19 protein-coding genes and 1 pseudogene are annotated in these 20,831 nt (G+C 70.5%); 15 read left to right on the top strand and 5 right to left on the bottom strand.

The window, feature by feature from the left end:
* Positions 1-63: 63 nt before the first annotated feature.
* Positions 64-960 (top strand): short-chain dehydrogenase/reductase, encoded by an 897-nt coding sequence (locus tag CRP49_RS34680; RefSeq protein WP_097256912.1) that lies wholly within the window; start codon positions 64-66, stop codon positions 958-960.
* Positions 961-991: 31 nt separating this feature from the next.
* On the opposite strand, the gene CRP49_RS34675 is transcribed toward CRP49_RS34680, so the two are convergent.
* Complete coding sequence (locus CRP49_RS34675) at positions 992-1,675, bottom strand: TetR/AcrR family transcriptional regulator (protein WP_097256911.1); 684 nt, start codon at positions 1,673-1,675, stop codon at positions 992-994.
* Positions 1,676-1,936: 261 nt separating this feature from the next.
* On the opposite strand from CRP49_RS34675, the gene CRP49_RS34670 reads away from it, so the two are divergent.
* The 4 genes and pseudogenes from CRP49_RS34670 to CRP49_RS47045 all read left to right on the top strand — a co-directional run bounded on the left by CRP49_RS34670 (position 1,937) and on the right by CRP49_RS47045 (position 6,184).
* A complete protein-coding gene (locus CRP49_RS34670; protein WP_095851138.1) occupies positions 1,937-2,905 on the top strand; it encodes an enoyl-CoA hydratase/isomerase family protein in 969 nt (322 codons plus the stop codon).
* A 7-nt stretch (positions 2,906-2,912) separates the two neighbouring features.
* Complete coding sequence (locus tag CRP49_RS34665; RefSeq protein WP_097256910.1) at positions 2,913-3,836, top strand: alpha/beta hydrolase; 924 nt, start codon at positions 2,913-2,915, stop codon at positions 3,834-3,836.
* A gap of 37 nt (positions 3,837-3,873) precedes the next feature.
* On the top strand, positions 3,874-5,349 hold the full coding sequence (locus CRP49_RS34660; RefSeq protein ID WP_097256909.1) for a class I adenylate-forming enzyme family protein: 1,476 nt from the start codon (positions 3,874-3,876) through the stop codon (positions 5,347-5,349).
* Between the two features lie 737 nt (positions 5,350-6,086).
* Positions 6,087-6,184: pseudogene (locus tag CRP49_RS47045) on the top strand.
* Between the two features lie 108 nt (positions 6,185-6,292).
* On the opposite strand, the gene CRP49_RS34655 reads toward CRP49_RS47045, so the two are convergent.
* On the bottom strand, positions 6,293-8,014 hold the full coding sequence (locus tag CRP49_RS34655) for a sigma-54-dependent Fis family transcriptional regulator (protein ID WP_097256908.1): 1,722 nt from the start codon (positions 8,012-8,014) through the stop codon (positions 6,293-6,295).
* A 127-nt stretch (positions 8,015-8,141) separates the two neighbouring features.
* On the opposite strand from CRP49_RS34655, the gene CRP49_RS34650 reads away from it, so the two are divergent.
* The 6 genes from CRP49_RS34650 to CRP49_RS34625 all read left to right on the top strand — a co-directional run bounded on the left by CRP49_RS34650 (position 8,142) and on the right by CRP49_RS34625 (position 14,732).
* On the top strand, positions 8,142-9,923 hold the full coding sequence (locus CRP49_RS34650) for an FAD-dependent monooxygenase (RefSeq protein ID WP_097256907.1): 1,782 nt from the start codon (positions 8,142-8,144) through the stop codon (positions 9,921-9,923).
* A gap of 72 nt (positions 9,924-9,995) precedes the next feature.
* Positions 9,996-10,889 carry an intradiol ring-cleavage dioxygenase gene (locus CRP49_RS34645; protein ID WP_097256906.1) on the top strand — a complete coding sequence of 298 codons (894 nt, stop codon included), beginning with the start codon at positions 9,996-9,998 and terminating at the stop codon, positions 10,887-10,889.
* A complete protein-coding gene (locus CRP49_RS34640; protein ID WP_097256905.1) occupies positions 10,886-11,965 on the top strand; it encodes a maleylacetate reductase in 1,080 nt (359 codons plus the stop codon). Before CRP49_RS34645 ends, CRP49_RS34640 begins: the two co-directional genes overlap by 4 nt.
* Before the next feature lie 184 nt (positions 11,966-12,149).
* Positions 12,150-13,064 (top strand): YceI family protein, encoded by a 915-nt coding sequence (locus CRP49_RS34635; RefSeq protein WP_097256904.1) that lies wholly within the window; start codon positions 12,150-12,152, stop codon positions 13,062-13,064.
* A 235-nt stretch (positions 13,065-13,299) separates the two neighbouring features.
* Positions 13,300-13,758 carry a PaaI family thioesterase gene (locus CRP49_RS34630; RefSeq protein WP_097256903.1) on the top strand — a complete coding sequence of 153 codons (459 nt, stop codon included), beginning with the start codon at positions 13,300-13,302 and terminating at the stop codon, positions 13,756-13,758.
* Positions 13,755-14,732 (top strand): MBL fold metallo-hydrolase, encoded by a 978-nt coding sequence (locus tag CRP49_RS34625; RefSeq protein ID WP_097256902.1) that lies wholly within the window; start codon positions 13,755-13,757, stop codon positions 14,730-14,732. The genes CRP49_RS34630 and CRP49_RS34625 overlap by 4 nt, the downstream gene beginning before the upstream one ends.
* Positions 14,733-14,738: 6 nt before the next feature.
* On the opposite strand, the gene CRP49_RS34620 is transcribed toward CRP49_RS34625, so the two are convergent.
* Together CRP49_RS34620 and CRP49_RS34615 are read right to left on the bottom strand one after the other, a co-directional pair.
* Positions 14,739-15,866, bottom strand: a complete 1,128-nt coding sequence (locus tag CRP49_RS34620) for an aminotransferase (protein ID WP_097256901.1) — start codon at positions 15,864-15,866, stop codon at positions 14,739-14,741.
* A complete protein-coding gene (locus CRP49_RS34615; protein ID WP_143670048.1) occupies positions 15,863-16,774 on the bottom strand; it encodes an ornithine cyclodeaminase family protein in 912 nt (303 codons plus the stop codon). The genes CRP49_RS34620 and CRP49_RS34615 overlap by 4 nt, the downstream gene beginning before the upstream one ends.
* Positions 16,775-16,836: 62 nt before the next feature.
* Between CRP49_RS34615 and CRP49_RS34610 the strand changes: the two genes are divergently transcribed.
* From CRP49_RS34610 to CRP49_RS34595, 4 genes are all read left to right on the top strand, one after another.
* Positions 16,837-17,412, top strand: coding sequence for a helix-turn-helix domain-containing protein (locus CRP49_RS34610; RefSeq protein WP_179851843.1), 576 nt, complete (start codon positions 16,837-16,839; stop codon positions 17,410-17,412).
* A gap of 110 nt (positions 17,413-17,522) precedes the next feature.
* Positions 17,523-18,764: an MFS transporter gene (locus CRP49_RS34605; RefSeq protein WP_097256898.1), complete on the top strand. Its 1,242-nt coding sequence runs from the start codon at positions 17,523-17,525 to the stop codon at positions 18,762-18,764.
* Positions 18,765-19,187: 423 nt separating this feature from the next.
* Entirely contained in the window at positions 19,188-19,712 is a 525-nt protein-coding gene (locus CRP49_RS34600; RefSeq protein WP_097256897.1) for a hypothetical protein, read from the top strand.
* Positions 19,713-19,810: 98 nt separating this feature from the next.
* Positions 19,811-20,317 carry a cupin domain-containing protein gene (locus CRP49_RS34595; RefSeq protein WP_097256896.1) on the top strand — a complete coding sequence of 169 codons (507 nt, stop codon included), beginning with the start codon at positions 19,811-19,813 and terminating at the stop codon, positions 20,315-20,317.
* A 142-nt stretch (positions 20,318-20,459) separates the two neighbouring features.
* On the opposite strand, the gene CRP49_RS34590 is transcribed toward CRP49_RS34595, so the two are convergent.
* A complete protein-coding gene (locus CRP49_RS34590; protein ID WP_373560407.1) occupies positions 20,460-20,816 on the bottom strand; it encodes an amidohydrolase family protein in 357 nt (118 codons plus the stop codon).
* Positions 20,817-20,831: the final 15 nt, after the last annotated feature.

Genomic DNA, 20,831 nt, shown 5'->3' with positions numbered 1-20,831 from the left:
AACCGAACAGCGACCGGTGCGCAGTCTCTTGTGCTCCATCAATAACGAAGTTATGTTGCCGCCATGAAACGTGACTTGCTGGGCAAGAAGCTGGTTGTTACCGGAGCGGCACGCGGCATCGGTGAGAAGGTGGCCCGCCTGGCCGCCGCCCGAGGGGCCCGGGTGACCGTGATCGGCCTCGAAGCCGATCGGTTGCGCGCCCTCGCCGACGAGCTGGGTGCCGGCGCCGCCTGGCGTGAGGCCGATGTGCGCGACGGGGCTGCTCTACGGTCGGCGATCGACGAGGCCGCCGAGGCCATGGGCGGCGTCGACCTCGTGGTCGCCAACGCCGGCGTCGTGGCGTACGGGACGGTGCGACAGACGGACGAGGCGTCGTTCGAGCGGGTTCTGGACATCAACCTCAACGGTGTCTTCCGCACCCTCAAGTACGCGACGCCCCATCTGGAGCGCAGCCGTGGCCATGTGCTGGTCGTGGCGTCCGCGCTGTCGTTCATGCCGCTGGCCGCGATGGCCTCCTACGGCGCGAGCAAGGCCGGGGCCGAGTTGCTCGCTCTGACCTACCGACAGGAAGTGGCCCACCTCGGAGTCACGGTCGGCGTGGTACACCCCTCCTGGATCGACACGGATCTCGTCCGGGGCGCCGAGGCGGACCTCCCCTCGTTCCAGGACCTGCGCACACGGCTGCCCTATCCGGGCAACGTCACCACGAGCGCGGACCGGGCGGCCGCAGCGATCGTCGACGGGCTCGTGCGCCGACGCAGCCGCGTGTATGTCCCGCGTGCGGTCGTCGTGGCCAACTGGGCCAAGGCGGCGCTGAATTCACCGCTGGCCTGGCCCTGGGCGCGGCGCTTCGCGGCCCGGGCGGTGCCGTCCCTCGAACGGGAGGTCGCGGCGCTGGGGAGGCAGGACCAGGTCACGCCGGGCGCAGATGCCCCTGCCGCGGAGACCAGGTCGTCCTAGGGCCTGGGGCAGCACCCAACCGCCCGGCTTCTCAGCGGCCTTGGACGATCGAGTCGTACAGGCGCGCGCCGGCCTCGTGGGAGGCTTCGGCACGTTCGCGCTCGTCACCGAGTCCGACAGCGAAGTTCACACCCATCGGCACGAGCACCTGCGCCACGGCGTCATCGAACTCGACGAAGTGCTCAGCCAGTTCAAGGGTGATGTAACCGTGCACGTAACTCCACAGCTGGGCGGCGATGGCTTCGGGTTCCTGACGCTCGATCCTGCCGGAGCGCACGAGCCGTTCGCACGCCGCGGTGACATAAACATGGGCTTCCCGAAAGGCCTGGGAATGCCCGCTCAGGCGACGGTCCGTATCCGGCAGCGGCCGGTATGTCGCCCGAGTGGACAGACCGAACATCAGGTCATAGAGGTGAGGGTTCTCCCGGGCCTGCCGACGGCAGGTCAAGGCCATGGCGAAGAGATCCGCGATCGGGTCCTCCGTCACCGGTACCCGGCCGAACGCCGCGCCGAGTTCCTTGAACCCGTGGTCGGCGACAGCCCTCATCAGCTCGGGGATCCCACCGAAGTGGCTGTAGACCACCATCGTCGACAGTCCGCTCGCGGACGCCACCGCGCGCACCTTCAGAGCCGACGGACCCTGCTCGGCCAGCAAGCCGACGGCCGCCTGCACAAGTCGCTCCGGTGCGTCATCGAGCCTCGCCCGCCCTGCCATGTCCCGCACGCCTCCACCGTTGACACACCAGAAATAACTTGGTTATGTAATTTCTCACGGCAATAGTACACATCGCATGTGACGCGCCGCCTTCGATACACGCGTCCGCCCTCGGGCACGTCATCACGCGCTGGTCCAGTCTCCTGCCGCCTGTGCGGGCACAGCATGTCGGGCGAACCCGACCTCATCGCTGCCACACGCATCCGCGGCCGTCCCGACGCACTTTCCCATCGCCATGAACTCAGCACGGGAGCAGAACTCATGCCATACAAAGACAAGGGCCGTCTGACGATCGAAGATCGCGGGGCCGTCCTGATCGTCCGGGTCGACGGCGGCCCGCACCAGGAGTTCGGCCTCGACATCGCCCAGCAGCTGGACAGGCTGGTGGCCCGAGCCGACCGCGATCCGAACGTCCGTGCCGTCGTCTTCACCGGGGCGCATCCCAAGCGGTTCGTCAGTCATGCCGCGGTCCGGTGGCTGCAGGAGGAGGGCGCCGCGAGCCCCACGGTCGGACGGCGCGGTGCCGCGGCCGTCGTCCGCATGGCGAAGCACGTGGACCGGTCCCGTCTCCTCGCGCCTTTGCTGCGCAGGACCCCGATGCGAGGGGCCCTGCAGCTGGAACGTCTGCACACCACCTTCCTGCGGATGAACGCCAGCGGTGTGCTCTACGTCGCCGCCCTCAACGGTTCCGCTCTCGGCCTCGGCGCGGAGTTCGCCTGGGCGTGCGATCTGCGGGTCATGGCCGAGGGGGAATTCTTCATCGGCCAGCCGGAGATCCTCCTCGGCATCATCCCGGGCGGTGGCGGCACCCAGCGGCTGACCCGCCTGATCGGCACCCACCGGTCCCTGGCCGCGATCCTCGAAGGCAAGCCGTTCACGCCCGCGGAGGCCCTCGCCAACGGGGCGGTGGACAAGGTCGTCGCGCAGGACAAGGTGGTCGCGCAGGCGGTCGAACTCGCCGAGCACTTCGGAAAGCGGTCGAAGGGGTCGGTCGCGGCGGCCAAGAGGTCGGTGTACTTCGGCGGCTCGATGTCACTGGAGGACGGTCTGCACGTCGAACGCGCCGAGTTCTTCGCCCAGATCATGTCAGAGGAAGGCCAGAGGCTGATGCTCGACTACCAGGCCACGACCGCCGCCACCGGCGAACTCCCGCTCTACACGCCGGGCACCTACGCCCGGGCCCTCGCATCGGGCAGTGTGCCGGGCGGTCGCTCGACGAGCGGGCGGTGAACCGACGATGACCACTTCGCAGTCCTTCACCCGTCACGACATCACGTTCCCTTCCGGCGACAGCAACTGCGCCGGCTGGCTCTACCTCCCCACGGGCGTCACGTCTGCGCCCGTCGTCATCCTCGGGCACGGCCTCGGCGCCGTCCGCGAGATGCGCCTGGACGCCTTCGCCGAGCGCTTCGCGCAGGCCGGCATCGCCGCGGTGGCCTTCACCTACCGGCACTTCGGCGACAGCGGCGGCCACCCTCGCCAGCTCCTGTCGATCAAGCGTCAGCTCGCCGACTGGGACGCCGCCATCGCCTACGTCAAGGCCCGCACGGACGTCGACCGGGCCCGCATCGCCGTATGGGGCAGCTCGTTCGGCGGCGGCCATGCCATCACCGTCGCCTCCCGCCACCCCGAGCTGCGCGCGGCAGTGTCGCAATGCCCCTTCACCGACGGTCTCGCCTCCGCGCTCGCGCTGGGCCCTGTCGCCTCACTCAAGGTCCTCCCCGTGGTCGCCCGCGACCTGGCGGCCAGAGGCCGCGGAAAGCCGCCCGTGATGGTGCCGATCGCCGCCACCCCCGGCTCGTCGGCCCTCATGAACGCCCCGGACGCCCTGCCCGGATACCAGGCGCTCCAGCCTCCGGGAACGACGTTCCGCAACGAGGTGGCGGCGCGGGTCATCCCGACCATCCTCACCTACCGGCCCGGGCGTGCGGCCAAGAAGATCGCCATGCCGATCCTCTTCTGCGTCAGCGACACCGACTCCGTCACGCCTCCCGCCCAGACCCTCCGCTACGCGCGCACCGCACCCAAGGGAGAGATCAAGAGGTACGACGCCGGCCACTTCGACTTCTACACCGGCGAGACCTTCGAAGTACTGGTGCGCGACCAGATCGAGTTCCTCACCCGCCAGCTGAAGCCGGCAGCCGCCGCGTCAGCTCCGTGACCGGACCGCATCACACCCAGACAGGTACGCCCTCGCCATGAATTTCGCATCTCTGCCCGACCGCCGCGCGTCCCTCGACCCCGACGGGGCCGCGGTCGCGGACGGCCGCCAGGCCCTCACCAACGTCCAGTTGCTGCGTCGCGTCCAGGCGGCCACACGTCACCTCCAGGATCTCGGGATCGGCCCCGGCGATGTCGTGGCTCTCAAGCTCACCAATCGCGTGGAGTTCGTGCTTCTGTTGTTCGCCGCCTGGCGGCTCGGCGCCACCATCACGCCGGTCAACCCGAGCATGACCGACATCGAAGTGGCCCGACAGGTCAAGGACTCCCGCGCACGCCTTCTGGTGAGCGAGGACGGCGAGGCCGCGGTGGCGGACGGGACTGCCGTTCTCGCCGTCGGCGAACTGCACGACGACGCAGCGGCGGAGCCGGATGAGGCCCCCCTCCCGGACCCGTCCGCGCTGGCCCTGCTCATCTACACCAGCGGCACGACCGGGGTTCCCAAGGGGGTGATGCTCGATCACGCCAACATCGACGCCATGGCGGACATGGGGCGTCGGGCGCTGGAGGTCGGTCCGGCCGACCGGTGTCTGCTGATCCTGCCGCTCTTCCACGTCAACGGCATCGTGGTCAGCACTCTCGTACCGTTGCTGGCGGGCGCGAGCGTCACCATCGCCGACCGGTTCAATCCCCAGACGTTCTTCGACGTGGTCGAGCGCGAGCGCCCCACGTTCTTCAGCGCCGTGCCGACGATCTACAGCATGCTCGCGGCGCTCCCGGACCCGGTCCGCCCCGACACGTCGTCCCTGCGCTTCGGAGTCTGCGGCGCGGCACCCGCCTCCGCCGAGCTGCTGACCCGGTTCGAGGCCCGTTACGGGTTCCCGCTCGTCGAGGGGTACGGGCTGTCCGAGGGAACCTGCGGCTCCACCATCAATCCTGTCGCGGGCCCTCGACGCGCCGGAACCGTGGGACTGCCCTTCCCCGGCCAGGAGATCCGGATCGTCGACGCCGACGGCAGCGAGGTGCCGCCGGGCGCGGACGGAGAGGTTGTCGTGCGGGGCCCCAACGTCATGCGGGGCTATCTCGGCCGCCCGGAGGAGACAGCCAAGGTCATCGTCGACGGCTGGCTGCACACCGGCGACGTGGGCCGACTCGACGCCGACGGATACCTGACCCTGGTCGGACGGTCGAAAGACATGATCATCCGGGGTGGGGAGAACATCTACCCCAAGGAGATCGAGGACGTCCTCGTCGGTGACCCGTCGGTGCTCGAGGCCGCCGTGATCGGCGTCCCCGACGAGAAATGGGGAGAGGTCGTCGTCGCCTACGTCCAGCCCCGACCGGGTTCGGCCGTCGATCCGTCGGCACTGCAGTCCCTCTGCGCGCGCAGCCTCACCGGCTTCAAGCGCCCGACCGCGTTCTTCGTGGTGGATGCCATCCCGAAGAACCCGGTCGGCAAGATCGACAAGGTCTCGCTGCGCGCTGCCCACGCCAAGGTCGCCGCGCGGTCCTGACCTCCACGGATGGCGCTTGGGGCTGTCTCCGGTGGCGGCCCTCGGCTCCGTGTCAGGGACCGAGTCCAGATCCGGGACCCCCGGCACTTCGCGGGCTTCGCCACTCGCCCGGCCTGCCGGGGACATCCGCGGAGTTGCTCACAAGGATGGCCCCGCCCTATCGGTGCGCTCGCTCCCAGGCCGCTCCTGCCGGAGCAGGCCGGCAAGGAGACACCATCAAGATTCCGGACCATACACGGACCAACTCCCGCCAGCTCTCTGCAAACCCCGCATTCGCGCAGCTCAGCGCCACGCGTGCGATGTACCACCAGCAGACCAAGAACCTCCTGGTCCCCTAGCCTCACTCCGGACGGATGAATGGTTCTCGATCCATGCCAGTCCGCCGACGTCGTGTCGGCTGCGAGCGCGGGTGCCGGCGACGTAGACGAGGCGAGCCTTGACTAAGGCCCGCAGGGTCTCGCGGGTGGCCGCGGCCGGTGGGATGCCGAGCTGAGCACAAAAGGCGGTCCAGGTCTTCCAGTCGGAGGCGTAGGAGTGCGTGGTGCTGTCGGGGCACTGCTCGGCAGCGTGTTCGTCGGATGCGGGGCGTCCTGGACTATCGGCGAGACAGCCCGGCCGACGGGGCGACGCGGCATCATCCCGAGCGGGCCGTGTCAGAGGCACGTCAGGCCGCCGTCAGCAGCTCCTGCCAGAGTTGTTCACGTGAACGGCGCGGGACACCCCAAGGCCGGGAGCAGGGAGAGGTGCCCGGAGTGGTTGATCGGGGACCAGCGAGCACGCCTCAAGGTCGGGCCCCACAAGGCCCACGCAGGTTCGAATCCTGCCCTCTCCGCCAGTACGCTTCCGGACGTACCCCTCATGCCTTGCCAGCCGGCGTGCAGGGCTTGTTGTGAAGATGGGCGTTGTCTTCACCGCCGGCATCAGCTGCCAGGGCCGTCGCCGCTCAGCCCTGATAGCCCCGCAACTTCCGATACAGCGTCGCCCGGCCGATGCCCAAGGCAGCCGCCGTCCGGGCCTTGTTACCGCCATGGCGGCGTAGCGCGTCCAGGATGGTGGTGCGCTCGGCGTGTTCCATCGCGCTGAGGTGCCGCGCTGCGGGCCCTTCGCGTACCTGGTCCGGCAGTTCGGCCCGCCGGACGGGTCCGGACGCCCGACGGTGCTCCGTCAGCGTCCGTACGACGTGGGCGAGTTCGGTGACGTTCCCGGGCCAGGGGTACTGCTCCAGCGCGCGCAGTGCGTCAAGCGTCCAGGTCAGTGGAGCCCGTCCCGGCGCGGGCCGTGGCGTCAGCGCCGGGAGCAACTCCCGTACGTCCTCCGGGCGTTCCCGTAGTGCGGGCAGAGTGACCGAGCGGGCGGCCAGCGTGTCCAGGAGCCGTTGGAGGCAGGGGCCGGGCGGTGTGCCGGGTGTGTAGGTGACCAGTAGGAGGGCGTCGGGGTGTGTGTCGAGCAGGGAGTTGAGCGCGGCCACGGCCGGCTGGGTGAGGCGCTCCGCATGGCGGAGCAGGACGGGGCGTCGCTGCGCCAGCTCGGTGCGGATGCGGCCGAGTTGACCGCCTTCCGCCGCGTCGACGACCCACGCCGCGCTCCCACCCGGCAGCTGACGCGCCAGTGTCGTCTTGCCTGTGCCGCGTTCTCCCGACAGCAGCAGCGGTTCGCGGGAGCCGGCCAGGTCGAGGGCCCGTGCCACGGCGTGCCGCCAGGGGACCGAGGAGCCGGTTAGGGCGGTGGTGCACGGGCGCGGCACGGAGGGTACGGCGGCGTCGGCGAGCGGGTGCAGTACGGCCACCACGCCGATGACGGCTCCCTCATGACATACGGGAGTCATCTGCGCGGTGCATCCCGCGTCCTCGGGCAGCTTGGCCGCGCCGTCGGCAGGAGTGTTCTTGTGGCGTGCGGCCACGGCCGTACGCTCCAGCGCGGCCAGCGCCTGTGGCGACAGCACCCGCTCCGCGGCCGCGCTGAGCAGTCGGTTGCGGCCGTCGAGCACGGCCACCGCGCGGTCCGGGCCCTGAGCCGCACGGCGGTAGGCGTCCAGCAGGACTCGCTCGGCCGTCCGTGAGCGGGCGAGCAGCGCGGCCTCCACCGCGGTGGCGGCGGCCTCGGCGAGCGCCGCGCCGGGATGCGGTGGGCACCCGCCGCACAGTCCCGTCGCGACGGTCACCGTGCCCAGCACCTGCCCGCTCTCCGGCGCGAGCACCGGCACGCTGACCGCGGAGAGATCCTGCCATCGGTCGAGGAAGTGCTCGGGGCCGTGCACCTCGGCGCGGTGCCGGGTGCGCACGGCGAGTGCCGCGCTGTTGTTGCCGACGTGCTGTTCCGAGAGGTCGGAGCAGGGTTCGTGCCCTGGGGTGCTGCCGCCCGTCCACAGCACCCGTAACCGGTGGTCGGTGAGGATCAGGACCGACCCACCGGCCCCCAGGGCGGGGGCGATCCGCTCCAGCACGGGGCGGGCGGCGCCCAGCAGGGCCGACTCCTGCGGCCGTGCCGGCCCGGTGGTCGTCTCCTTGAGATCGTGCGGAACCCCGAAGAACCGCGCGCGCCGCCATGCGGCGACGACCTCGTCCGGCACGTCGTCCGGCAGGGGACGCCCCGTCAGGAACCGCTCGCGTGCCAGACGCAGTGGTGGCAGCGCGGGGTCGGAAGGAGAGTGCTGTGTTGTGGTCACGACGCCTTCCACCGTATCGGATTCGGTTGAAGGGGAAACAAGTGTGCTGCCGCTCTTCCTGGGCGAGGAAGCCCCGCTGTCTCGAAATGAGACACCCGCACCCCGGCGCGCCGCTCCATGATCATGAATGCCTGAAGCCCGTTCTCCCGCAGGAGCGCCCGTGTCCACCGTCGTCGAGACCGACGTTCTGATCGTAGGCAGTGGCCCGGCCGGCGCGTCGGCCGCGCTCGCCCTGAGCACCTACGGCGTGCCCAACATCGTCGTGACCCGCTATGCGAGCCTCGCCGACACGCCCCGCGCGCACATCACCAACCAGCGCACGATGGAGGTGCTGCGCGACCTCGGCGTCGAACAGGACGTCGTCGCCCAGGCCACCCCGCAGCATCTGATGGGCGACACGACCTTCTGCACCAGCCTGGCCGGCGAGGAGCTCGGCCGGGTGCGCTCCTGGGGCAACGACCCGCTCGTCCAGGCCGCGCACGACCTCGCGAGCCCCACCCGCATGTGCGACATGCCCCAGCACCTCATGGAGCCGGTCCTCGTCGACGCCGCCGTCGCCCGTGGCACCCGGCTGCGTTTCCAGACCGAGTACCTCTCCCACACCCAGGACGCCGACGGCGTCACGGCCACCGTCCGCGACCGGATGCGCGGGGACACTTACGAGATCCGCGCCAAGTACCTCATCGGCGCGGACGGCGGCCGCTCGAAGGTCGCCGAGGACGCGGGCCTGCCGATGGGCGGCCAGATGGGCGTCGCGGGCAGCATCAACATCGTCTTCGACGCGGACCTGACCAAGTACACCGCGCACCGGCCGTCCACCCTGTACTGGGTGCTCGCCCCGGGCGCGACGGTCGGCGGCATCGGCGCCGGGCTGGTGCGCTGCGTTCGCCCCTGGAACGAGTGGCTGATCGTGTGGGGGTACGACGTCACCGCGGGCGCGCCCGACCTCACCACCGAGTACGCCGAGTCCGTCGTCCGCAAGCTCGTCGGCGACGACGACATCCCCGTGACCATCAAGTCGTCCTCCGCGTGGACGGTCAACGAGATGTACGCGGAGACGTACGCGAACGGCCGCGTCTTCTGCGCCGGCGACGCCACCCACCGCCATCCGCCGTCCAACGGCCTCGGTTCCAACACCTCCATCCAGGACTCGTACAACCTGGCCTGGAAGCTGAAGATGGTCCTCGACGGGACCGCCGATCCCCGGCTGCTCGACACCTACACCGCCGAACGCGCCCCGATCGGCCGGCAGATCGTCACCCGCGCCAACAAGTCCATCGGCGAGACCGCCCCCATCTTCGAGGCGCTGGACGGGCTTTCCCCGCAGACCCCCGAGCAGCTGTGGGCCAACATCGCCGCCCGCAAGGACGCCACGGAGGCCGCCGCGAAGCAGCGCGCCCGGCTGCGCGAGGCGATCGCCTTCAAGGTGTACGAGTTCAACGCGCACGGCGTCGATCTCAACCAGCGGTACGCCTCGGACGCCATCGTGCCCGACGGCACCCCCGACCCCGGTTTCGCCCGCGACCCGGAGCTGTACCACCAGCCCTCCTCCCGCCCCGGCGCGAAGCTGCCGCACACCTGGATCACCTCCGGCACCCGCACACTCTCCACGCTCGACACCGTCGGCCAGGGCCGTTTCACCCTGCTGACCGGCATCGGCGGCGACGCCTGGGTGCGCGCGGCCGAGGCCCAGGAGATCGACATCGCCACCGTGGTCATCGGCCCCGGGCAGGAGTACGAGGACCCGTACGGCGACTGGGCGCGGCTGAGCGAGGTGTCCGACGCGGGTGCCCTGCTGGTACGGCCCGACGGCTTCGTCGCCTTCCGGTACGCGTCGGCGGCCCCGGACGCCGGGGAAGCCGGGGAACTGCTGGCGGACGCGCTGCGGCGGATCCTCGGGCACGCCTGAGTGCGGGAACACGAGGAAGCGGAACACTGTGGTCAGCGGGACGCGGGACGCCATGGACGACGAGGAGCGAGCATGACCACCGATGCCACCGATGCCACCGAGACCACCGGCGCGGGCGAGGCTGTCACCGAGGAGGCCGTCGCCAGTCTGAGCGCGGCGGTCGATCCCCGGCTGCGCGAGCTGCTCGGCGGACTGATCCGCCATCTGCACGACTTCGTGCGCGAGACCCGGCTCACCCAGGAGGAGTGGGAGAAGGCCGTCGGCTTCCTGACGGCGACCGGGCAGACCTGCACGGACACCCGGCAGGAGTTCATCCTGCTGTCGGACGTCCTCGGCCTCTCCATGCTCGTCGAGACCGTCAACGGCGACCGCGTCCCCGGCGCCACCGAGTCGACCGTCCTCGGCCCCTTCCACCTGACCGAGTCGCCCGCTCGTCAACTCGGTGACGACATCGACCTGGTGGGCGGCGGCGAGCAGTGCGTGGTCAGCGGCCGGGTGCTGTCGCAGGACGGCACCCCACTGCCCGGCGCGGTCCTGGACGTCTGGCAGGCGGACACCGAGGGCTACTACGACGTGCAGCAGCCGGATCTCCAGCCCGCGGGCAACGGCCGTGGACTGTTCACCGCCGACACCGAGGGGCGCTTCTGGTTCCGCACCTGTGTACCGGCCCCGTACCCGATCCCCACCGACGGCCCGGTCGGCGCACTGCTGCGCGCCACCGGCCGGCACCCCTACCGGCCTGCGCACATCCACTTCATCGCCATGGCCGACGGCCACACCCCCGTCACCACGCACATTTTCGTGGCCGGCAGCGACTATCTGGACTCCGACGCCGTTTTCGCGGTGAAGCAGAGCCTGGTGCAGGAGTTCGCGGAGATCGACGATCCGGCCCTGGCCCGGGAGTTCGGCGTCCCGAACCCCTTCCGGCAGGCGCGCTTCGACCTCGTCCTGGAGCGCGCGTCATGACGTTCTCGGCCGACTTCGTGCACGAGACACGGCCCGTGCGGGTCGTCTTCCGGCCCGGCGCGTCCGTGACCGCGGTCCCGGACGAGGCCCGACGCCTCGGGCTGCGACGGCTGTTGGTGGTCTGCGGGAGGCGGGGCGAGACCGTCGCCCGGGCGGTGGCGGAGGCGCTCGGCGACGCCTGCGCGGGACTGCACGCCGAGGCCCGGATGCATGTTCCCGTCGAGGTCGCCGACCGGGCCGTCGCGGTGGCGCGGGAGGCCGGGGCCGATGGGTGCGTCGCGGTCGGCGGCGGCTCGGCGATCGGCCTCGGCAAGGCGATCGCGCTGCGCACCGGCCTGCCGCTGATCGCCGTACCGTCCACGTACGCGGGTTCGGAGATGACCCCGGTCTGGGGCCTGACGGAAGGCGGGGTCAAGCGCACCGGACGCGATCCGGTGGTCCAGCCCCGCAGCGTCGTCTACGACCCCGAACTCACCCTCTCCCTCCCGGTCCCCCTCTCCGTGACCAGCGGCATCAACGCACTGGCGCACGCAGTCGAGGCACTGTACGCCCCGGACACCTCGCCGCTGGTCTCGCTCATGGCGGAGGAGGGCCTCCGCGCGATGGCGGGGGCGCTGCCGCGGCTCGCCGCCGAGCCCGCCGACCTCGACGCGCGCGGCCGGGCCCTGTATGGGGCATGGCTGTGCGGAGCGTGCCTCGGCGCGACCACCATGGGACTGCACCACAAGCTGTGCCATGTACTCGGCGGCACGTTCGGACTCCCGCACGCGGAGACACACACGGTGATGCTGCCGTACGCCCTCGCCTACAACGCGCCCGCGGTGCCGCAGGCGATGGCCGCCCTGCGCCGGGCACTGGACACGCGGGACGCCCCGCGCGCCCTGCGGGACCTGTCGGTTCGCCTGGGCGCACCGCGTTCTCTCGCCGAACTCGGTCTGAAAGAGGGCGACTTGACGGTCGCGGCCGAGCAGGTGACAGGCCGGCCGTACGCCAATCCACGCCCGGTCACGGCAGAGGGCGTCCTCGGGGTGCTCCGAGCGGCGTACGCGGGGCGGGAGCCTAGCGTCTCGCCCTGACCAGGAGCGACTGTCTCGACCACCGTCTCCACCAAGAGCAACTGTCTCGTATTCAGACACCCGTGCCCGCGCGGCCTGCCACAAGATCGAATCAGGGGTACGACCGTATGCAGGCGCGGCCGTTTCGGCATGCCCTCGACCGCTGTGCACGCGGTCGCGTCAACCGTGAAGAAAGGTGAACATCATGGCCCTCGCACTGCTCCGGCGCCGGCGGCCCAAGGGCGCCTCGGCCGAGGCGGCGGGCCTTTCGCTCCCCCTCCCGTACGGCGCGGGCGCTGTGGGCCGCGAGGTCGTCGACCCGATGGGTTCGCCCATGGCGGCCGCGGACGTCACGGTCACCGCGCTGGACACCCACCGCGTCGTTGCCCGCGGCACCACCGACCCGTACGGCTTCTTCCTCGCGGCGCTGCCGCCCGGCCAGTACAGTCTGCTGATCGTCACGGAGGGGCTGCAGCCGCACCGCGAGACGGTCGGGATCGTGGCGGGTACGGCAGCGCCCACCGAGCGCGTCTGGCTGCAGCCCGCGCAGGCCCTGGAGCTGCCGGCGCCCGGCACCTGGCTCTTCGACCCGCCGCACACGGCCATCCGCTTCATCGCCAAGCACGTCGGCATGGCCCACGTCCACGGCCGCTTCGAGCGCTTCGACGGCGGCATCCAGATCGCCCAGGACATGACCCAGTCCCGGGTCCACGTCCGCATCGACGCGTCCAGCATCACCACGGGCAACAACACCCGCGACAACCACCTGCGCTCGGCCGACTTCCTCCATGTCGATCGGTTCCCGTACATCGACTTCGCGAGCACGCGCTTCGCCTACCGGGGCGGCAGCAAGTGGACGCTGCAGGGTTCCCTGACCATGCACGGCGTGAGCCGTTCGGTGTCCCTGGACACGACCTACCTCGGCACGGTGAACGGCGGTTACGGCGAGGAACTCCGCTGCGCTGCCCTGGCCAAGGCGGAGCTGCATCGCGAGGACTACACCCTGAACTGGCGCTCGATGCTGGCCCGCGGGATCGCGGTGGTGGGCCCGACGATCCAACTGAAGCTGGACGTACAGGCGATGTACCGCACGCACGACACGCCCACGCCTCCGGAGTAGGCCCGTCCGGGCGTTCCGTCGTGCCGCAGAGTGCGCCCCCACCGAGTTCAGTCGCCGCCCGAGACGGACGCGGTCCCGGCTGGCCCGTCCAACTGCAGCTCGGCAAGAATCTTCCGATGTAGGGCATCTGTTGAGGAAATGCTCCTCCATGTGGCGCGATCATGAGGTAAGGACGAAAACACCTTCGGGCATGTCCGGCCTAGTCTTCCCTCTCAGAGCGAGAGGAGAGCGGCACGTGGAAGACCGGACGCAGCAGGAACACGCGAGCCCGGAGGTGCGGCAGCGCATCCAGGACAGCTTCGACCGTCAGGGCCTCATGGGCCACCTCGGCGCACGGATCGGCCACATCGGACCCGGCCGCGTGCACATCGTCCTCCCGGTCCGTCCCGAGGTGACCCAGCAGCACGGCCATGTCCACGCAGGGGCCACCAGCGCCATCGCGGACAGCGCAGGTGGCTACGCGGCGCTCACGCTGCTCTCCGAGGACTCCGAGGTGCTCACCGTCGAGTACAAGATCAACCTCCTCGCGCCCGCCAGCGGCGAGCACATCGAGGCGGTCGGGACCGTCCTGAAGTCGGGACGCACGCTGACCGTTTGCCAGCTGGAGGTGTACGGCGTCGAGGACAACGGCGGACAGAAGCTCGTCGCCAACGGGCAGCAGACCCTGATCCGCGTCAACAGGGCCGAGCCGTGAGCCCGTTGCCGTCGCTGCCGTCCTGGGTTACTTGGTGGCAGCGGCCGTTCCCCGACGCCAACACGCTCCTGCTGCAGGGGCGGCAACCAGCCCTCGTCGACAGCGGGTTCGTCGGCCATGCCGAGGAGACCGCCGCCTGGGCCCGCGAGCACGCCGGTGCGATCGGTCTGGTCGTGAACACGCACTGGCACTCCGATCACGTCGGTGGCAACGCCCTCCTCCAGACGCGAGGTGCCGCTGTCGCGGCCGGGGCGCCGGAGGCGGAGGCGATCTCCCACCGGGACCCGGGCTGTTGCTCGGCGGAGTACCTGGACCAGCCGGTCGCCCCGTACACGGTCGACGTCTCCCTCGACGACGGCCAGGTCCTCCGCCTCGGCGACACCGACTGGGAGGTCGTCCGCACGCCCGGGCACACCCCGGGACACCTGGCGCTGTGGCAGCCGGAGGAGCGGCTGCTGGTGGTCGGGGATGCCCTGTCGGACTACGACGTCGGCTGGGTGAACCTCGCCCTCGACGGCCCCGAGGCGACCACCACGGCGCTGGACTCCCTCACGCGGATGGCCGACCTCTCCCCGCGCGTGATCCTCCCTTCCCACGGCCCGGTCCCCGCCGACCCCGGCGCGGCTTTCGCCGCCGCCCGGCGTCGTGCGCAACGGCTGGCCGACGACCCTGAGGGAGCCGTCTGGTACGGGGCCCGCCGGATCTTCGCGTTCGCCCTGATGATCCGCGACGGCATCCCGGCCGACGAGGTCGAGGCGTACCTCCACGCCCGGGCCTGGCTGACCGACGCCGCACGCCTCTTGGACGTGACCCCCGAGGCGCTCGCCACCGAGCTGATCACGACCATGCTCGGCAGCGGCGCGGTCATCCTGCGCGACGGCCGCCTGTTCGCCTCCACCGACCACACCCCTGTGGCGGCCGAGTCGCTGCGCGTGCCGTACCCCCGTACCTGGCCGGCGGCCGCACCCGAGTGAGAGGGTTTATGCCTGGGTGAGTTGGTCGAGGAAGCGGCCGACCAGGTGCAGTCCGGTGCGCAGGGTCTGGGTGTCGTCGGCGAAGCCGATGCGCACGGTGTGCTCGATGTCGAAGGCGGCACCGGGGGTGAACATGACCCCGGTCTCCTGCAGCAGGCGGATGCAGAACTCGTAGGAGCCGATGGGGGCTTGGTAGCGCAGGAGTGCGGTGGTTCCCGAGGCCGGCCTGACGTAGGTGACATCGTCGCGGCCGGCGACCCACTCGTCCAGGATGGCCAGGTTGGTACGGGTGATCCGGTGGGAGCGGGCCAGGATCGCGTCCTTGTTCTCCAGGGCGACGCAGGCCAGCAGGTCGTCGACGCGTCCGACGCTGATCGTGGTGTAGTCCCGGTGGGTGGCGACGTCCTTCAGGAGGCCGGTCGGGCCGACGATCCAGCCCAGGCGCAGTCCGGCCAGGGAGAAGGGCTTGGACATGCTGCCGGTGGAGATGCCGCGTTCGTACACGTCGGCGATGGAGGCGGTGAATCCGTCGCCGTCCTGGTCGATTCCCCGGTAGACCTCGTCGCACAGGACCCAGGCCCCGACCCGGTCGGCGATGTGCGCGATGCGGGCCAGGCCCGCTTCGTCGATGAGAGCGCCGGTGGGGTTGTTGGGGTTGTTGACGGCTATGAGCTTGGTGTCCGGCGTAACCAGGCGGTCGAGTTCGTCCAGGTCGGGCAGCCACCCGTGCTCTTCGCGCAGCGGCAGGCGGTCGACGCGGGCGCCGTAGCTGTCGGGGATGGAGTAGTGCTGCTGGTAGGTCGGGACGATCGCCACGATGTGGTCGCCCGGGTCGACGAGAGTGGCGTGCACGAGGGCGTTCGCGCCGATCGCCCCGTGGGTGATCAGGACGTTGTCCGGGCGCTGGGTCGCGTACAGGTCCGCGACCAAGCGGCGCAGGCGGGGGCTGCCGGGGATCGGTCGGTAGGTGAGCTGGGTGGCGTCCAGCTCGGCGAGCACCTGCTCGCGCCGGCCGGACAGTTCCAGCAGTTCACCGGTGGTCAGTGAGCGGACGCAGGTCTCGGCGAGGTTGTAGCGGCAGGTTTCCTCGTACTCGTTCATCCACTGCTCGACCTCGAACTCGCGGATCTTCACCGGTGCCGTCCCTTCGTCGTGTTGTCGTCGTTCCGGCAGGCCGCCCAGGCGACCGCCGCGTCTTCGATGCCCAGTCCCACGGAGCGGAAATACACCGGGCGTTCGCCGCTGGGGCGCGGTGCGTGGCCGGCGACGAGGCCGGCCAGGTCGCCGCGTACGGTGGCGGGGTCCCAGCCGGCTGCCGCGGCCTGGGCCAGTTCGGAGGCGACCTGCAGGCTCGTGCGCGCGTCCACGTACACATCGAGCTCCGGCACGGCCGCGGGCAGGATCTCGCGGGCTCCGGGGGCGTTGGTCGAGATCGAGGTGACGACGGTGCCCGGGGGCAGGGTGCGGGGGTCGAGCACGTCGTCGGCGGCGGAGGTGCACAGCATCACCAGATCCGCACCCGTCACCGCGTCGTGGATGGAGGCGACGGCCCGGACGCCGTCGTCCACCTCGTCGATCCCGCCCGGCGAGAACGCGCGGACGGTCATGTCTGGGCGCAGGTGGCGCAGGTAGCGGGCGTGCGCGAGGCCGATGCGCCCGTACCCGATGACGGCCGCGGTCGCCGCGCCGGGCGGCAGCAGCAGATCGGCGGCCAGCACCGTGGTCGCCGCGGTGCGCTCGACGGTCAGGCCCGAGGCGTCCAGCAGCGCGACCGGCTGCCCGGTGGACAGGCTCACGAGCATCGTCCAGGCCGTGACCACTGCGGGACCTGCCGGGTCCGGCAGGTAGGGGGAGACCTTGACCGCGTACACGCCGGCATGGGGCAGTACGGCCGGGTAGTGGATGACGTCACCGCCACCGGGCAGATCGATCACGAACTGGCCGGGCGCCAGCGTCTCACTACGGGAAAGGTCCCCGAAAGCGTCGCGCAGGGAGGCCAGTACGGCCTGCTCGGCGACATGGGGAGAGCTGATCACCCGCATGATGAGCAATATATTGCTCACGCGGCGGGGTGGCAACTTTTTTGCGCACTATAATGCTCACCATGAGCAGTGAGGTCGCCGCGGACAGCCAGGCCACGCAGGAGTTCGTCACCCGCATCGGCGGGCGCATCCGCGCACTGCGCAAGCAGCGGGGCTGGGGCGTGCAGCAGCTCGCCGACGCCAGCAGGGTCAGTCGGAGGATGCTCACCGACATCGAGCTGGGCCAGGCCAACCCGAGCCTCGCCACCGTCGACCGCGTCGCCCGCGCCCTGGACACCGACTTCGCCGCCCTGGCCCTGCCCGAGGACGACGCCGCGGGCCCGGAGGTCGAGGGGACGCTCGTATGGGAGGCCCCCGACGGCAGCCGCGCTCTCCTGCTGGGCGCCACCCTGGATCCCCGGGCGGAGCTGTGGCGCTGGACCCTGGCACCCACGGGACGCTACGACGCCGAGCCCGACCGCCGCGGCGCGCAGGAGATCCACCACGTCCTGTCCGGACACCTGACCCTCGCCCTGGAGACCGGACCCCAGGTGCTCGGGCCGGGGCAGAGTGCGGTCATCGCCAGCGACCAGCAGTACGCCTACCTCAACGAGGGAGCCGAACCGGCCGTCTTCGTGCGGGTCGTCACGGGCGCCTGACCCATGCCGGCACTTCCGGTGGGGAACTTACGACGGGCCGGGCCAACTAACTGCTAGAATGAACGCGTTGGCCTTCGGCGCCCCAACGGGTGTGTTCGGAGGCTTTTTTCATGCCTTCTGACACATCCGCGTCCAACACGCTTCCCACCACCAGCTACCTTGGCCTACTCCGCAACCGTGAGTTCGCCGGGTTGTACGCCAGCTTCACACTGACGGTCGCCGCGAGCACCGTGTCGGGCTTCGCGCTCGGCACGCTGGTCAACCACCAGACCCAGTCCCCGTTCCTGACAGCCGTGAGCATGTACGGCGCCACCTTCGCGACGGTGCTCGGCGCGCTGACGCTGATGTCGGTCGCGGACGGGAGCCGTCCTCGCCGGACCCTCGTCGCGCTCCAGTGCGTCTCGCTGGTGGGTGTTGCCGCACAGGCGGTTCCGGGGCTGCCGCTGGCTGCCCGGTTCGGTCTGCTCCTGGTGCTGGGGTTCTTCCAGTCCCTGGGGACCGGAACGCGGATGGGGCTGCTGGCCGAGGTGGTGCCGACCTCTGCGTATGCGCCGGCACGTTCGCTGATGAACATCACCTCGGGTGGCATGGCCATCCTCGGCTACGCCATCGGCGCCGTACTTCTGCGGTACCTGAGCCCGCAAGGGGTCTTCGTCGCCGCGACGGCCCTGACCGGAGTCGGGTTGGTCGTTGTGGCAACGACCGTCCGGGAACGCTCGGTCCGTCTGACCCGCCGCCCCGGACTGCGTCAGACCTGGACGACGAACATCGCGCTCTTCTCCCACTCCGGCCAGCGCGCGCTGCTGTTGAACCTGTGGGTCCCCAACGGCCTGATCGTCGGCTGCGAGGCCCTGTTCATCTCCTATGCCCCGGATCATGCCGGCGCCCTCCTGGCCGCCGGATCGGCAGGCATGCTCCTCGGTGACCTGACCGTCGGGCGACTGCTGACCGCCGACCAGCGGCGCCGCTACGCATTCGCCCTGCGACTCCTGCTCGCCATCCCGTACCTGCTGTTCGCCATCCACCCACCGGTGTTGGTGGCGACAGCCGCGGTGTTCATCGCCAGTGCCGGGTTCGCCGCCACCCTGCCGCTCCAGGAGCAGCTTCTCGCGCTGACCCCAGATCCGGTCCGCGGCCAGGTCCAGGGAGTCGAGTCCGCCGGCCGCATGACGTGGCAGGGCATCGGAGCCGCGATCGCCGGCGGCGCTGCCCAGCACTTCACCCCCGGCACGGCCATCACAGCGCTCGCCGCAGTCTCCGTCGCCATCACCGTCTTCTCCCGGCCCTTCGTGGTCCGCGCCCGAGCCGTCCGCGTCGAGACGGCCAACGCACAAGCCGCGCCAAGTCGGTAGCCGATGACAAGAGCCTTCCACGACGGCATGAGCGGCGGCCCCGAAAGCGGCGACCTCCTCCGCCCGCGCCAGCCGCGCCGTCAGCAGGGAGTCCAGCAAGGGTGGATCAGCGGGGGTCAGTCGGGCGGCGATGTCGTCGACAGGGACCAACGCGTACCGCTGCTTCAGTGCGCGTTCACCCAGGCTATAGCGCATAGTTGACGAACCGTCATGTCATCCCGGAGGCACGCCCGAGCCCCCTCCTGGAGCCCGTCCCCAAGGCCGCGTCAAGACTTCGCCCCCGGCTGCCCTCCGGTGGCTAAACGTTCAATCAAAGGAGCTCTCCTTCGAGCAAAGGGGTCTACTCGCATAGATGATCCCGGTGCTGTCATGCTCGCGACCGCCCGGATTCCTGCCGGGCATCGCACCGGGAGACCCCCACACATGTCCCGAATATCGCGCCCCCTGGTGACCACCCTCTCCACCCTGGCCCTCGCCGCCGCGGGCCTCACCGTCACCACCGGCTCCGCCCACGCCGCGAGCTGCAGCCAGTCCTACCTCCCCCTGCCCGACCCGGTTTGTACGCCCGGCGCCCTCAACCCCGACGTCACCCAGGACACCATCGACTCGACCATCTGCGTCTCCGGCTGGACCGCGACCGTACGGCCCTCCACCTCCTACACCAACGCGCTGAAGAAGAAGCAGATCGCCGAGTACGGCTACTCCGACACCAGCCTCTCGGACTACGAGGAGGACCACTTCGTCCCCCTCGAACTCGGCGGCGCCCCCAAGAGCGAGGAGAACCTCTGGCCCGAGCCGCACTACGGCGACGGCACCTCCTCCGAGAAGGACAGCGTCGAGAACAAGCTGAAGAAGGCCGTCTGCGCCGGTGACGTCAGCCTCGACGACGCGCAGAACGCCATCATCACCGACTGGACGACCGCGCTCTCCAGCCTCGGCCTGAGCTGAGCCGTCGCTCCCCGCGGGGGCCGGCCTCCTCCCCCGGGAGCGACCGGCCCCCTCGGGGCAGCTGCTGCAGCCCCGCAACCCCTGGGCCACAATGCCCCATGACAGATGATCAGTCACGGATTCCGGCCCGTCCGCTGCTCCGTCGTCCCCAGGACGGTGAGCTCATAGACGTCGCCGGTGTCGCGCACTTCTTCCGGCTCACCGGCGAGCACACGGGCGGACACTTCGCCTTCGAGGAGTTCAGCCTCGCCCCCGGCACCATCGGTGCCAGGCCGCACGTGCATGACGGGCACGACGAGTACTTCTACGTCCTCGAGGGCGAGTTGACGCTCCACACCGGGGACGGCGAGGTGACCGCCGGACCTGGGCATCTGCTCGCCGCGACCCGCGGCACCCCGCACGGCTTCCGCAACGCGGGCCCGGTCCTCGCTCGCGCCTTGTGTCTCTACACCCCCGCCGGGTACGAGAACTACTTCCGTGACGTCCACGCCGCCGTGAGCGCCGGGGCCGAGGCGACCGACGAACTGCTGGCCGAGTTCCGCAGCCGTTACCGGACCAGTTCCTACCCGGCTCCCGTGGACAGGCCGGGCCGGGGTGGTCAGTAGCCTCTCGTCCGTGGCACCCCTTTTCCGCAGCGGGGACCCCTCCCGCAGCAGGCCGTGCGACGGGCGGCGAGGAGATCCGGTTCGGTATCGATGCGGTCTTCCCGGAGTTGGCCCAACCGCACCTGTACGTGCCAGGACGCTGTTACTCCGCTTCCGGCCGTGGGCGCCATGTGCCGTCGAGCGGAATGCCGGCGGCCGCCGCGATCCGGTTGCGTGATGCGAGCAGTCGGGTCCTCAGCGCCGGCAGGTCGACGTCCACCAGCATGCCGTCGCGTTTGACCACGCGGCCGGCGACGAGGACGGTGTCCACGAGGCCGGGGTGGCCGGCGCTGACGATGGTGGCGGCCGGGCCGGTGACCGGGAACACGGTCAGATCGTCGGCGCGTAGAAGGATGATGTCGGCATCCTTGCCGGGCGTGATGCTGCCTGTTCGGGCGTCGAGTCCGCACGACTGGGCGGCGTCGATGGTGGCGAAGGCCAGCAGGTCGCGGGAGCGCAGGCCGCCGTCCAGGCC

Origin of the sequence: Streptomyces sp. Ag109_G2-15 (assembly GCF_900215565.1) — a bacterium.
Classification (GTDB): domain Bacteria; phylum Actinomycetota; class Actinomycetes; order Streptomycetales; family Streptomycetaceae; genus Streptomyces; species Streptomyces diastatochromogenes.
This window is presented reverse-complemented; position numbering and strand designations above follow the sequence as displayed.

What these genes read in the sequence shown, in the direction of transcription:
- CRP49_RS34680 (WP_097256912.1), top strand. Translation starts at nt 64, where the DNA reads ATGAAACGTGACTTGCTGGGCAAGAAGCTGGTTGTTACCGGAGCGGCA.
- CRP49_RS34675 (WP_097256911.1), bottom strand. Translation starts at nt 1,675, where the DNA reads ATGGCAGGGCGGGCGAGGCTCGATGACGCACCGGAGCGACTTGTGCAG.
- CRP49_RS34670 (WP_095851138.1), top strand. Translation starts at nt 1,937, where the DNA reads ATGCCATACAAAGACAAGGGCCGTCTGACGATCGAAGATCGCGGGGCC.
- CRP49_RS34665 (WP_097256910.1), top strand. Translation starts at nt 2,913, where the DNA reads ATGACCACTTCGCAGTCCTTCACCCGTCACGACATCACGTTCCCTTCC.
- CRP49_RS34660 (WP_097256909.1), top strand. Translation starts at nt 3,874, where the DNA reads ATGAATTTCGCATCTCTGCCCGACCGCCGCGCGTCCCTCGACCCCGAC.
- CRP49_RS34650 (WP_097256907.1), top strand. Translation starts at nt 8,142, where the DNA reads ATGCCTGAAGCCCGTTCTCCCGCAGGAGCGCCCGTGTCCACCGTCGTC.
- CRP49_RS34645 (WP_097256906.1), top strand. Translation starts at nt 9,996, where the DNA reads ATGACCACCGATGCCACCGATGCCACCGAGACCACCGGCGCGGGCGAG.
- CRP49_RS34640 (WP_097256905.1), top strand. Translation starts at nt 10,886, where the DNA reads ATGACGTTCTCGGCCGACTTCGTGCACGAGACACGGCCCGTGCGGGTC.
- CRP49_RS34635 (WP_097256904.1), top strand. Translation starts at nt 12,150, where the DNA reads ATGGCCCTCGCACTGCTCCGGCGCCGGCGGCCCAAGGGCGCCTCGGCC.
- CRP49_RS34615 (WP_143670048.1), bottom strand. Translation starts at nt 16,774, where the DNA reads ATGCGGGTGATCAGCTCTCCCCATGTCGCCGAGCAGGCCGTACTGGCC.
- CRP49_RS34610 (WP_179851843.1), top strand. Translation starts at nt 16,837, where the DNA reads ATGAGCAGTGAGGTCGCCGCGGACAGCCAGGCCACGCAGGAGTTCGTC.
- CRP49_RS34605 (WP_097256898.1), top strand. Translation starts at nt 17,523, where the DNA reads ATGCCTTCTGACACATCCGCGTCCAACACGCTTCCCACCACCAGCTAC.
- CRP49_RS34600 (WP_097256897.1), top strand. Translation starts at nt 19,188, where the DNA reads ATGTCCCGAATATCGCGCCCCCTGGTGACCACCCTCTCCACCCTGGCC.
- CRP49_RS34595 (WP_097256896.1), top strand. Translation starts at nt 19,811, where the DNA reads ATGACAGATGATCAGTCACGGATTCCGGCCCGTCCGCTGCTCCGTCGT.